The organism is Clostridium sp. 1001283B150210_160208_E6 (genome assembly GCF_015669365.1).
Taxonomy (GTDB): Bacteria; Bacillota; Clostridia; order Clostridiales; family Clostridiaceae; genus Clostridium; species Clostridium paraputrificum.
Map to the genome: position 1 here is coordinate 29,649 of NZ_JADPAA010000016.1, position 12,129 is coordinate 41,777.

At 32.0% G+C, this 12,129-nt stretch carries 12 protein-coding genes, 4 tRNA genes and 1 riboswitch; of the genes, 2 read left to right on the forward strand and 14 right to left on the reverse strand.

Annotation, left to right across the window (positions count from 1 at the left end):
• Window positions 1–47 precede the first annotated feature (47 nt).
• Window positions 48–1,184 carry an N-acetylglucosamine-6-phosphate deacetylase gene (nagA, locus tag I4V16_RS14405; RefSeq protein ID WP_099328874.1) on the forward strand — a complete coding sequence of 379 codons (1,137 nt, stop codon included), beginning with the start codon at window positions 48–50 and terminating at the stop codon, window positions 1,182–1,184.
• 41 nt (window positions 1,185–1,225) lie between these two features.
• Here nagA and metK read toward each other — a convergent pair whose 3' ends face one another.
• From metK to I4V16_RS14435, 6 genes are all read right to left on the reverse strand, one after another.
• Window positions 1,226–2,401, reverse strand: coding sequence for a methionine adenosyltransferase (gene metK, locus I4V16_RS14410; RefSeq protein WP_099328875.1), 1,176 nt, complete (start codon window positions 2,399–2,401; stop codon window positions 1,226–1,228).
• Between the two features lie 77 nt (window positions 2,402–2,478).
• A riboswitch (SAM riboswitch) is annotated at window positions 2,479–2,580 on the reverse strand.
• 377 nt (window positions 2,581–2,957) lie between these two features.
• Window positions 2,958–3,042 (reverse strand) — tRNA-Tyr (locus I4V16_RS14415).
• 5 nt (window positions 3,043–3,047) lie between these two features.
• Window positions 3,048–3,122 (reverse strand) — tRNA-Thr (locus tag I4V16_RS14420).
• 28 nt (window positions 3,123–3,150) lie between these two features.
• Window positions 3,151–3,226: transfer RNA gene (locus tag I4V16_RS14425), tRNA-Val, on the reverse strand.
• Window positions 3,227–3,233: 7 nt separating this feature from the next.
• A tRNA-Tyr gene (locus I4V16_RS14430) sits at window positions 3,234–3,318 on the reverse strand.
• 165 nt (window positions 3,319–3,483) lie between these two features.
• Window positions 3,484–3,948 carry a hypothetical protein gene (locus tag I4V16_RS14435; protein ID WP_111937815.1) on the reverse strand — a complete coding sequence of 155 codons (465 nt, stop codon included), beginning with the start codon at window positions 3,946–3,948 and terminating at the stop codon, window positions 3,484–3,486.
• A 107-nt stretch (window positions 3,949–4,055) separates the two neighbouring features.
• Here I4V16_RS14435 and yyaC point away from each other — a divergent pair, with 107 nt between their 5' ends.
• On the forward strand, window positions 4,056–4,595 hold the full coding sequence (gene yyaC, locus I4V16_RS14440; protein WP_049179002.1) for a spore protease YyaC: 540 nt from the start codon (window positions 4,056–4,058) through the stop codon (window positions 4,593–4,595).
• Between the two features lie 55 nt (window positions 4,596–4,650).
• Here yyaC and mreB read toward each other — a convergent pair whose 3' ends face one another.
• The 8 genes from mreB to atpD all read right to left on the reverse strand — a co-directional run bounded on the left by mreB (window position 4,651) and on the right by atpD (window position 12,113).
• Window positions 4,651–5,685: a rod shape-determining protein MreB gene (gene mreB / locus I4V16_RS14445; protein WP_099328877.1), complete on the reverse strand. Its 1,035-nt coding sequence runs from the start codon at window positions 5,683–5,685 to the stop codon at window positions 4,651–4,653.
• Window positions 5,686–5,773: 88 nt separating this feature from the next.
• Window positions 5,774–6,025, reverse strand: a complete 252-nt coding sequence (spoIIID, locus tag I4V16_RS14450) for a sporulation transcriptional regulator SpoIIID (protein WP_099328878.1) — start codon at window positions 6,023–6,025, stop codon at window positions 5,774–5,776.
• Window positions 6,026–6,122: 97 nt separating this feature from the next.
• Entirely contained in the window at window positions 6,123–6,827 is a 705-nt protein-coding gene (locus tag I4V16_RS14455) for a M23 family metallopeptidase (protein WP_099328879.1), read from the reverse strand.
• Window positions 6,828–6,975: 148 nt separating this feature from the next.
• On the reverse strand, window positions 6,976–8,019 hold the full coding sequence (gene spoIID, locus I4V16_RS14460; protein ID WP_099328880.1) for a stage II sporulation protein D: 1,044 nt from the start codon (window positions 8,017–8,019) through the stop codon (window positions 6,976–6,978).
• Between the two features lie 219 nt (window positions 8,020–8,238).
• On the reverse strand, window positions 8,239–9,492 hold the full coding sequence (murA, locus tag I4V16_RS14465) for a UDP-N-acetylglucosamine 1-carboxyvinyltransferase (protein WP_049178998.1): 1,254 nt from the start codon (window positions 9,490–9,492) through the stop codon (window positions 8,239–8,241).
• A gap of 21 nt (window positions 9,493–9,513) precedes the next feature.
• Window positions 9,514–10,155, reverse strand: a complete 642-nt coding sequence (locus I4V16_RS14470; protein WP_195966917.1) for a hypothetical protein — start codon at window positions 10,153–10,155, stop codon at window positions 9,514–9,516.
• A 145-nt stretch (window positions 10,156–10,300) separates the two neighbouring features.
• The gene (atpC, locus tag I4V16_RS14475) at window positions 10,301–10,708 is read right to left on the reverse strand and encodes an ATP synthase F1 subunit epsilon (protein WP_049178996.1); all 408 of its coding nucleotides are present in this window, start codon (window positions 10,706–10,708) and stop codon (window positions 10,301–10,303) included.
• Window positions 10,709–10,721: 13 nt separating this feature from the next.
• Window positions 10,722–12,113: a F0F1 ATP synthase subunit beta gene (gene atpD, locus I4V16_RS14480; RefSeq protein WP_027097059.1), complete on the reverse strand. Its 1,392-nt coding sequence runs from the start codon at window positions 12,111–12,113 to the stop codon at window positions 10,722–10,724.
• Window positions 12,114–12,129: the final 16 nt, after the last annotated feature.

The window sequence follows — 12,129 nt, forward strand, 5'->3', positions numbered from 1 at the left end:
TATATCATAGGATTATAAAGTTTCTAAAAATTGATGGAGGTGTTTTAATGCTAATAAAAAATTGTAATATTATTTATTTAGACAAAATTGAAAAAGGTTCTGTACTAGTTGAAAACGGAAAGATTAAAGAAATTAACCCTTCTAATGTTAACGATACAGAAGTTATAGATGCTGAAGGTTTATACCTTTCACCAGGATTTATTGATGTTCATATTCACGGTGCTGGTGGTTGCGATACCATGGATGGTACTGTTGAATCTATAAATACAATTGCAAAAACAATAGTTCAACATGGTACAACATCTTTTACACCAACTACAATGACAGTGGCTGCTGAAGATATCAGAAAATCTATGGAAGTTATTAAAAAGCTTAAAGAAGAAGGAACTGAAGGTGCTAATGTATTAGGAGCTCACTTAGAAGGACCTTTCATAAGCCCAAAAGCAATTGGTGCTCAAAATCCAAACTTCTTACTTGCGCCATCAGTAGAAAACTATAATAAAATAGTTGGTGACTATAGTGATGCTGTTGTATCCATCACAATGGCTCCTGAAGTTGAAGGTGCAAAAGAATTAATCAAGTATCTTTCTGACAATGGTGTTACAGTATCTATGGGACACACAAAAGCTACTTATGATGAAGCTATAGAGGGAATAAAATGTGGTGCATGCCACTCAACTCACCTTTACAACGCAATGACTCCTTTCACTCATAGAGAACCAGGTGTTGTAGGTGCTACATTTGATACTGACATAACTACAGAAACAATTTCTGATGGTATCCATATTTCTTACCCTGCTCTAAGAACAGCTTATAAACAAAAGGGAACTGATAAAGTTTTATTAGTTAGTGATGCTATGGAAGCTTGTGGTATGCCAGATGGTCAATATTCTTTAGGCGGTCAAGATGTTATAGTTAAAAATGGTGCTGCAAGATTATTAGATGGAACTTTAGCTGGTTCTGTTCTTACTCTTGATAAAGCTGTTAAGAATATATATAACAACTCAAATTATCCTTTAAATGAAGTTGTAAGAATGGCTACTTACAATGGTGCAAAACACTGTCATGTTGAAGATCATAAAGGTTTAATAAAAGAAGGCTATGATGCTGATCTTATATTATTCAATGAAGATATAGAAATTCAAAAAGTTTTCGTTAATGGAAAAGAAGTTTATAATAAATAATAAAAAGGCTTATTGCAAATTATTGCAATAAGCCTTTTTTTCTATAATAAGTTTTTAATTTCTTCAACCTTGTTTAATTGCTCCCATGGAAGATTTAAGTCTGTTCTTCCAAAATGTCCATAAGCAGCAGTTTGCTTATAGATTGGTCTTCTTAAATCTAACTCTTTAATTATTGCACCTGGTCTTAAATCAAATACCTTTTCAACTATATTAATTATAGTTTGTTCATCAACTTTTCCAGTTCCAAATGTCTCAACTTCTATTGATACTGGCTTTGCAACACCTATAGCATAAGCTAATTGTATTTCAAGCTTATCTGCAAGCCCAGCAGCTACTAAGTTTTTAGCAACCCATCTTGCTGCATATGCTGCTGATCTATCCACCTTTGTTGGATCTTTTCCTGAGAATGCTCCACCACCGTGTCTTCCCATTCCTCCATAAGTATCAACTATTATCTTTCTTCCTGTTAACCCTGAATCTCCTTGAGGCCCCCCTACAACGAATCTTCCAGTAGGATTTATATAATATTTAGTATTTTCATCTAATAATTCAGCTGGAACCACTTCTCTTATTACGTATTCCATTAAATCTTTTTCTATTTGTTCTAAAGTAACTTCTTCACCATGTTGAGTAGAAATAACTATTGCATCTATTCTCTTAGCTGTGTTATTTTCATATTCAACTGTTACTTGTGTTTTTCCATCTGGTCTTAAATAATCTAGTGTTCCATTCTTTCTAACTTCAGTAAGTCTTCTAGAAAGTCTGTGAGCCATAGCTATTGGTAGTGGCATAAATTCTGGAGTTTCATTTGTTGCAAAACCAAACATCATACCTTGGTCACCAGCACCTACTGCTTCAACATCATCCTTATCACCTTTTTTAGATTCTAAAGCTTCGTCTACTCCCATTGCTATATCTGCTGATTGTTCATCTATAGTAGTCATAACTGCACATGTATCACAGTCAAATCCATACTTAGCTCTATCATAACCTATTTCTCTTATTGTTTCTCTAACAACTTTAGGAATATCAACATAACAATTCGTTGTTATTTCCCCCATTACCATTACTAATCCTGTTGTTGTACATGTTTCACATGCTACTCTTGCATTCGGATCCTTTGATAAAATGGCATCTAATACTGCATCAGATATTTGATCACATATTTTATCTGGATGTCCTTCTGTTACTGACTCTGATGTAAATAATCTTTTCATAATTTGTCCTCTCCTTCCAAATGTTTTTTAGGCAATAAAAAAACCCTTCGATAAGAAGAGACTTTACTATATAATCTCTCTCATCTCGTAGATAAAAAATCTACAGGAATTGGCACCTTGTAATATAACAGGTTGCCGGGTTTCATCGGGCCCTTTCCCTCCACCTCTCTTGATAAGAGTTTTTTATTTAATTTTGCAAACTTATTGTAACATATTACTTTTTTAAACTCAATAGTATTTATTACATAATTTCAACTTTTATCCACAGAAGATTTTTTTCTATCCACAGATTTTATCAACTTAATACACATTATCAACTTTCAAGGAATAAAAAAGGTAGAGTGGATATTTATTTTGCTTGTTCCGTCACAAAGCTCCAAGTCACATCAAAACAAATATCCACCCCTCTCATACTAAAGGTAAGGAAATTATAAAATTATTATCCTTGTTTTTATATCTTTTTAATATGAAATTGTAATAATACCTTTAATTTATAGTAAATTAAAATTTTATACTTTTCTAGACATTAAAAAAAGCAAGTAAACTTGCTTTTAAATGGTGGAGGAGGACGGATTCGAACCATCGAAGCGAATCGCAACAGATTTACAGTCTGCCCCCTTTGGCCACTCGGGAACTCCTCCATTAATGGAGCTGGCAATAGGAATCGAACCTACAACCTGCTGATTACAAGTCAGCTGCTCTACCGTTGAGCCATGCCAGCATATTATATTTATTTTTTAAGTTTTAAATGGTGGGCACAACAGGGATCGAACCTGTGACCCCCTGCTTGTAAGGCAGGTGCTCTCCCAGCTGAGCTATGCGCCCATTTAAATGGTGGAGGAGGACGGATTCGAACCATCGAAGCGAATCGCAACAGATTTACAGTCTGCCCCCTTTGGCCACTCGGGAACTCCTCCAATTTTTAGTTTTCTTCAAGTACTGTAAGCACCGGATCAACAATAGTTAGTATATATTCTATGCTCTTATATTTCAACTCCCAAATGACTCCATATATCAAAATTATCCTTAATTTACTCTATATCTATCACTTTTACTCCCATTTAATACTACATCCGTTTTTTCTACACATTTTCTTTAATATTATTAAAATTTACATATGGAGATAATATATTCTTTATTTTCTCATAATCCTCGCTACTTAATCTAGTCTTTAAAATTGATATAGCATTTCTCATTCCACTTTCCTTATCTTCACCATTTATAGTATCTTCTATCATACCTATATCACTTGTTGACATTGTTGTAATAACCTTTTTTAGTTCTTCATAATCTTTCCTAGGCATTTCATTGTATATATCCTCTACACTTACCTTTAATATAGGATCTACATCAACAGATACTTCTTTACTTTCCTCTTCTTCCTTACTCTCTACTTCTTTTTCACCATTTTCACTGTTAACATCTTCATTTGTAACTGCACCTAAGTTCACCATATCCTCTACTGACTTTGGTTCCCAGAAAAAAATAGTATATATAGTAGTAAAGCTTGCTAAAAGAATTACTAATCCAACAAAAACTTTTTTCACTTTTTTTCACTCCCTTCATATTTGATTTATTGCCACTTAGCATTTTTTTATTCTTATATACTATTTATTAGTTCCCCCTCATATATTATTGAAGGGGGTGTTATGGCTTGAATAAAAGGAAGGTTCATTATAAATCTGCACTAGCTTATTATGAAATTGCAGAAGGAATAAAAGATTTTATGAAAGATAATACAGCTATAGTTTGTATAGGAACTGATAAATGTATTGGAGATTGTTTAGGGCCTTTAGTTGGTACTATATTAGAAGAGAATCTCTTTCCTTTACCAATCTATGGTACTATATCAAATCCCATTCATGCTTTAAATATAGATAAACGATTAGAAGAGATAAATAAATTACACCCTGATGCTTGCATAATTGGTATTGATGCTTGTTTAGGTGAGAATAAATCAATAGGTGAGATTCATACTAGAGACTATGCTATACATCCTGGAAAAGGAGTTGGAAAAACACTTCCTGATGTAGGTATGGCCTCTATAATAGGTATAATAGACTCAAGTGATAATGCCGACTTCTTTTCTTCTAGATCTATTCGCTTATCTCTAGTTCTAGATATGGCCAAGGTTATTTCAAGAGGTATTATACATGCATATTATTTAAACAAAGGAATAAATTTAAAAATATAATAATTTTCTTATATATAAAAAGTGAGAAACTTTACAAAGTTTCTCACTTTTTATGTTACTCTATTAAAACTACTTCTTGATTATTTAAGTTATTATCCAACTTATCAAAATAAGCAAGAACCTTTCCAGTTCCTTCTGCAACACATTCAACTGAGTCAGTTGCAACTACAGCACTTACTCCAGTTTCAAATTCAATAAGCTTGTCTAATCCATCTAATAAAGCTCCCCCGCCAGTTAAAAGGATACCCTTTTCTATAATATCTGCCGCTAATTCTGGAGGAGTTTTTTCTAACACTGCTTTTACAGCCTCTACTATTGAAGTAACAGGTTCTTGTAGTGCTTGTCGAATTTCTTCAGTTGTTATTGCTACCTCATCTGGTAAACCAGTAACTAAATTTCTACCCTTCATACTTGAAGTTAAATTTCTAGATCCTTTAAAGGCTGAACCTATTGTAACCTTTAATTCTTCTGCAGTCTTTTCTCCTATCATAATTTTATGCTTACTTCTTACATACTTTATGATAGCCTCATCAAATTTATCTCCTGCACTTTTTATTGAGGATTTAACAACAATACCACCAAGGGAAATTATAGCTATATCACATGTCCCCCCGCCAATATCAACTACCATTGATCCATTTGGCTTTGTTATATCTAATCCAGCACCAATTGCTGCTGCTAAAGGCTCCTCTATCAGATTAACTCTCTTTGCTCCGGAATTTCTTGCTGCATCTATTACGGCTCTTCTCTCTACTTCTGTAGCCTGTGAAGGAATGCAAACCATTACCTTAGGAGCAACCATGTTTTTCTTTCCAACAGCTTTAACTATAAATGCCTTTAACATTTTTTCGGTTACATCATAATCAGAAATAACCCCATCTCTTAATGGACGAACTGCCACTATATTTCCTGGTGTTCTTCCAATCATCTTTCTTGCTTCTTCTCCAACAGCCAATACCTTATTATTAATTTTGTTTATAGCAACAACTGATGGTTCTTTTAATATAATACCTTTACCTTTTTCATAAACAAGCACAGTAGCTGTACCCAGGTCTATTCCCAACTCTACCCCTGATCTCCAAAACCACATTTTTTTCACTCCCATATATAAAAATTACATTTAGATATCGATTTCTTCAAAATTCTGCCTATTCTTTATTATATATGGAATATTCTTATCATTCAATAGCTTTATACTTTAATTTAGTGGCTTTTCCGCCTCTAATATGTCTTTCTGCTTTATTAAGTTCTAAAATACTATGAGTTTTTTCTGCAATAAGTGGATTTATTTTTGGTAATCTCTCTGTCATGTCTTTATGAATTGTACTTTTACTTACACCAAAAACTTTAGCAGTTTTCCTAATAGTAGCTTTTGAATCAATTATATATTGTGCTACCTCAAGAACTCTTTCTTCAATATAGTCTTTCAAAATGCTACCTCCTTCATTTTTATTTCTTTATGATTTTTAATTATTGACCAGTCATTCCTTTTTCAAGGAATGACTGATTAATATAATTTCTAATAAATTACTTTAAGTTGTATGAAAAATACTTTAATGGGTCTACTTGTTTTCCTTGTGAATTTATTACTTGTATATTTAAAAATTCACCAAACTTATCACCAAATATCTTTACAGTATTTCCAACTTTGCCAATAATAGTGCTAGATGTTACCTTATCTCCAGCCTTCACGTTAACCTTAGGATCAAGATTAGCATAAACAGTCTTTAATCCATTAGCATGCTTAATAACAACTCTTGTTCCTTCTTCAACATCTCCAACGCCTACTGTTTCTACAACACCTTCTGCTGCTGCTTTTACTTCTGAACCTATCTTAGATTTAATATTTACTCCAGATAAAACACGTTGATTCCCTTCATCATCAATAATTTGAGGAGTTGTCTTAAACTCTCTAATTAAAGTTCCTGAAATTGGATTAACAAATTTCACTTCTGTAGTATTTGATACAGCAGTAGTCTTTTCATTATTCTTATTGGTTGTATTATCTACTCTTTCTGCATTTTGCATGTTATTACTTACATCTTTATCATCAACATTCAACGAAATTTCTTTATTATTCTCTTCTTTTTTAGGATCTGTTTGTAAATTACGTGATTTCTTAAAATACACAGTTCCAAGTGTTGTGACAATACACAAACATAGGAAAAGTACTACGTAAAAACCCTCCTTCCTAAAAAAATCTTTCACCTTTTGTACATTATTTTTGTCCATATAAACACCTCCTTTTTCTATTGTTTCCTTTTTATATAAATTAATACATATTATCCATATTTAATTTGTTTTTATTTTAAAAAAATAAGGATATAAAATAAGCATTTAACTTATCTTATATCCTTACCTTATTAAAAGTTTTTAATCGCTATTTATACACTATTTTTTCAATTTCTATTCCTGAATAATAATGTTTTAATATCTCTTTATAATTCTTTCCATCCTTGCCCATAAAGTTTGCTCCCCATTGGCTCATTCCAACTCCATGTCCATATCCTTTACAATTAATTTTAATCACATCATTTCCATATTCAATTGTAAAATTTGATGACCTAAGATCAAATAACTTTCTAAAATCAATTCCTGAAATACTTTTTGTTCCTAATGCTATACTTTTTACATATTCAGCATTAGTTCTAGATTCTATCTTCACTTTATCTTTCACATTTGCTGTTGTTACTCCAGAATCCTTATATGTTTTATTTATTGTATTTACAAACTCATCAAATCCAATTTCCTTTGTTGTACTATATTTTGTAGCCTCTTCATCCCATGAACTATCTACTGATTTTAAATAAGGAATATCTCCCGAGAATACTTCTAAGGAATCCTCTGTCTTCCCCCCACTGATGGCGAAGAATTGAGGATACTTAACTATTTCATCCCCATATATCATAACTTCTCCCTCTGTAGCCTTAACAGAGCTAACAATCTTATCCCAATAAGTTTCTGCTTTTACACTATCCCACTTCTGCATTCTTTCATCCTTACTCATATATGCTTGGCAGTGAGTTGATGAGCAAATTTCTGCCCCATGCTCTTTAGCTGTTTTACAAGGAGAAATTCTCTTAGAAAAATAAAAAGTTCTAGCTGCTATGGATTGAGCCTTTATTGCCTCTTCATTAAATTCTGCAGGCATTTCTGCGGCTACTACCCCAACTATATAATCCTCTAAACTTATTTCTTCTACCTTCTCTGTGGCAGTATTATATACCTTTACTTTATCACTGCCTCTAACTATTACCCCTTCATCTTTAACATATTTTATAGTATCATCACCAAGTTCAAAAGAGCTTGTCCGTTTAAATGGAGATACAATAAATATACTACAAATTATTATTGTAAAAGAAATTATAAATATGGTTATATAAGAAATAACTTTAAATTCATTTTTCGCACCATTATAATTCATTTCTCCCTCCTAAAAAATAATTTCTTTTTATTATATGCTTACATAATTTTAGTTATCACTACTCTCAATAAGCTTTATTATTTTCTAATATTTATATGTTTATATATATTTATATTCATATATTTATATAAATATATATTCTTATATTTATATATTTTTGCATAAAAGAAGCTATATCCTAACGATATAGCTTCTTTATAAAAAAATTATAATTCCTTTTTAATACTTAACTCTTTCAATATCAGCTCCAAGACCCCTGAATTTCTTTTCAATATCTTGATAACCTCTATCTATATGATAAATATCTCCTATTTCTGTTGTTCCTTCAGCTACTAGCCCAACCAAGATCATAGCGGCTCCTGCTCTTAAATCTGTTGCTTTAACCTCGCATCCAGTTAGTTTATTAACGCCTTCAACAAAAGCTGTTCTGCCATCTATTTTAATTTTAGCTCCCATTCTAGTAAGCTCTGCCACATGCATAAATCTATTCTCAAATATAGTTTCTGTTACTATGCTGGATCCCTCAATTAAACATAATAAGCTCATCATTTGAGGTTGCATATCTGTAGGGAATCCTGGATAAGGTAAAGTTTTAATATCTACAGGTTTCTTAGGACCTGTTCCATCAACTATTATAGATTCTCCTAACTCTTCAAAATTAATTCCACATTCTTTTAGTTTCTCTATTAATGGTCTTAAATGTTCACCATTTATACCATTAATTTTAATAATACTGTTTGTCATTGCTGCACCTATCATAAATGTTCCAGCTTCAATCCTATCATATATTGGTTTATATTTAATTCCGCTTAAATGGTCTACACCTTCTATTGTAATTTTTCCTGTACCAGCTCCAACTATATTAGCTCCCATTGAGTTTAAAAATTCTGCTAGATCCCATATTTCAGGTTCTTCTGCAGCATTCTCAATTATAGTTTTTCCTTCTGCTAATACAGCAGCCATAATTATATTTTCAGTTGCTCCAACTGAAGGGAAATCCAAATAAATTCTATTTCCTTTTAGTCTATCCACCTTAGCTTCTACATATCCATGTCCAATATTTATCTCAGCTCCTAAAGCTTTAAAGCCTTTCAAATGGAGATCAATTGGTCTGCTACCTATATTACATCCTCCTGGAAGTGATAATTTACAATAGCCAAACCTGGCTAACATAGGACCCATTATTAAAAATGAAGCTCTCATTTTCCTTATCAATTCACTATTAGCATCAACAGGAATTAATTTCTTTGTATTTATTTTTATCTTGTCATCCGCTATTTGTAAATTACAATTTAAACCGCTAAGTAGGTTACATATAACTAAAACATCTTCTAGCATCGGTATATTTTCTAATTCAATATCCTCTTTCGAAAGAATTGTTGCTGCAATTATAGGCAAAACCGAATTCTTCGCTGCGCTTATGTTTACCTCACCACTTAGCTTTTTTCCACCTTTAACTACTATCTTTTCCATATTCTCCTCCATAATGACTTATTAGTATGTTGAAAAAATTATTGGTGTACCAATAACTAAGTAAGTCCCTTTATCGTAGTTACTTACTGCAAAATTGACCCTTTCTCCATCTTGTAACTTAGCTGTTCCAACATAACCATTATGGATATCTAGGGCATTTATGTCTTTTATGTTTTGTGCTTCCGTAATAAGATCTAATCCTTCTTCTGTATTATTTATTTTTCCCTTTATATATTTAAAATATCTAGGTTTACTTGAAGTATTAACTTGTAATTGTGATAAATCTTGTATTAAATTTAGTAATTTTTTGTCTTTACTAAAATTAGTTATTACTGCATCTACTAATGTTTTTTCCTTATTTTCATAAACAGTTATATTTATTTCTAAATTATTGCACTTCATAAAAATACTATTTTGGGTCACTTCAGAAATACTTGAATTATAATGTTTTTTCACCTTTTTTTGTATTGAATTTAAAGTATCTTCTAGTGGCATATTACTTTCATATTCTATTTTTAAGCCACTTTCTACAAAGGTACTTTCTTCTTTTATTAGTTTTTCAATAGAATAAAAATCACTATATGACCAACTAACTATAGGAAAAGCACTAATAAAAATAACAGAAAAAAGGAAACTTAATATAAGGCATACTCTAACCTTCACATATACCCCCACCTTTCCTTCATAATTATGGTCACTTATTCCATTTTCTATTCAATTCCTTTATTTACTATTAGTATATAAAACTCGTATTTTTTTGTGAAAGATTGTCAAAAAAATATAATTTTTTACAAAAAAAAAGCATTCACTAAATTGAATGCTTTTTTAAACCTATTCTTATATTTGCTCTAATTAACGCTGCCTGTGCTCTTGCAACATCAAACTTAGATGAATCTTTTAATCTTTCTTCAGCTCTTCCTTTTGCTTCTTCTGCTCTAGCCAAATCAATATCTTCAACTAATTCTGCTGCATCGCTACAAAACATCATTTCATTGTTATTTAGATTAATTACTCCCCTAGATGTAAATAGTTCTTTTTTATTTCCTGCCTTATCATAGAATATAGTACCACTTGGCACTGTACTCATTATAATAGGTGCATGATTAGGCAGAAATTCAACTGCTCCGTTAACTGTATTTACAAATACTTTTTCTACTTCTTCGTTTATAACCATCTTACTAGGAGTTAAAATTTTTAATATAAAGGTTTTGGCCATTTTCCTCCACCTCTTATCCTAATGTTTTAGCTTTTTCAAGAGCTTCTTCTATAGTACCTACGAATAAAAATGCTGATTCTGGTATATCATCATATTTTCCATCTAAGATTTCTTTAAATCCTCTTACAGTCTCTTTTATTGGAACATATTTACCTGTCATTCCTGTAAATTGTTCTGCTACCGTAAATGGTTGTGATAAGAATCTTTGGATTCTTCTTGCTCTTGAAACTACTGCTTTATCTTCATCTGATAATTCATCTACACCTAAAATAGCAATTATATCTTGTAATTCCTTATATCTTTCAAGTATGTTCTTTACATCCATTGCCACTTCATAATGCTCTTTACCAACAACTCTTGGATCTAGAATTCTTGAAGATGATTCTAATGGATCAACAGCTGGGTAAATACCTAATTCTGAAATACTTCTTGATAAAACTGTTGTTGCATCTAAGTGAGCAAAAGTTGTAGCTGGTGCTGGGTCAGTAAGGTCATCTGCTGGAACGTATACTGCTTGAACTGATGTTATAGACCCGTTAGTAGTAGATGTAATTCTTTCTTGAAGAGCACCCATTTCAGTTGCAAGAGTTGGTTGATATCCAACAGCTGATGGTATTCTTCCTAATAAAGCTGATACTTCTGAACCTGCTTGTGTAAATCTAAATATATTATCTATAAATAACAGTACGTCTTGACCTTTATCTCTAAAATATTCAGCCATTGTAAGTCCTGTTAAAGCTACTCTCATTCTTGCTCCAGGTGGTTCATTCATTTGACCAAACACTAATGCAGTCTTTTCTATAACCCCTGAATCCTTCATTTCATGGTATAAATCATTACCTTCTCTTGATCTTTCACCAACACCAGTGAATACAGATAATCCACCATGTTCTTTAGCTATATTATTAATAAGCTCTTGAATAAGAACAGTTTTTCCTACACCTGCTCCACCAAAAAGACCTATTTTTCCACCTTTTTGATAAGGAGCTAGTAAGTCAATAACCTTTATTCCTGTTTCAAACATTTCTGGTTCAACTGATTGATCTTTGAAGCTAGGAGCTGGTCTGTGTATTGGATATTCTTCCTTAGCATTTACATCTCCAGCATTATCCATAGTTTTTCCTAAAACATTAAATAGTCTTCCTAGTACTTCTTCACCAACTGGAACTGCTATTGGTCTACCAGTATCTACAGCTTCCATACCTCTTCTTAGTCCTTCAGTAGCTTCCATTGCTATGGCTCTTACTATATCATCTCCCATATGTTGCTCAACTTCAGCTACTAATACATCTTCTCCCATATTTATATGAATAGCATTATATAAATTAGGAAGAGAGTCTGAATTAAACTTTATATCAACTACTGGTCCTATTACTTGAACCACTTTTCCTATCTTGCCAGGCATCTAATATACCTCCTTA

What these genes read in the sequence shown, in the direction of transcription:
- spoIID (WP_099328880.1), bottom strand. Translation starts at nt 8,019, where the DNA reads ATGAATTATAATGGTGCGAAAAATGAATTTAAAGTTATTTCTTATATA.
- mreB (WP_099328877.1), bottom strand. Translation starts at nt 5,685, where the DNA reads ATGTGGTTTTGGAGATCAGGGGTAGAGTTGGGAATAGACCTGGGTACA.
- murA (WP_049178998.1), bottom strand. Translation starts at nt 9,492, where the DNA reads ATGGAAAAGATAGTAGTTAAAGGTGGAAAAAAGCTAAGTGGTGAGGTA.
- I4V16_RS14455 (WP_099328879.1), bottom strand. Translation starts at nt 6,827, where the DNA reads ATGGACAAAAATAATGTACAAAAGGTGAAAGATTTTTTTAGGAAGGAG.
- nagA (WP_099328874.1), top strand. Translation starts at nt 48, where the DNA reads ATGCTAATAAAAAATTGTAATATTATTTATTTAGACAAAATTGAAAAA.
- atpC (WP_049178996.1), bottom strand. Translation starts at nt 10,708, where the DNA reads ATGGCCAAAACCTTTATATTAAAAATTTTAACTCCTAGTAAGATGGTT.
- atpD (WP_027097059.1), bottom strand. Translation starts at nt 12,113, where the DNA reads ATGCCTGGCAAGATAGGAAAAGTGGTTCAAGTAATAGGACCAGTAGTT.
- metK (WP_099328875.1), bottom strand. Translation starts at nt 2,401, where the DNA reads ATGAAAAGATTATTTACATCAGAGTCAGTAACAGAAGGACATCCAGAT.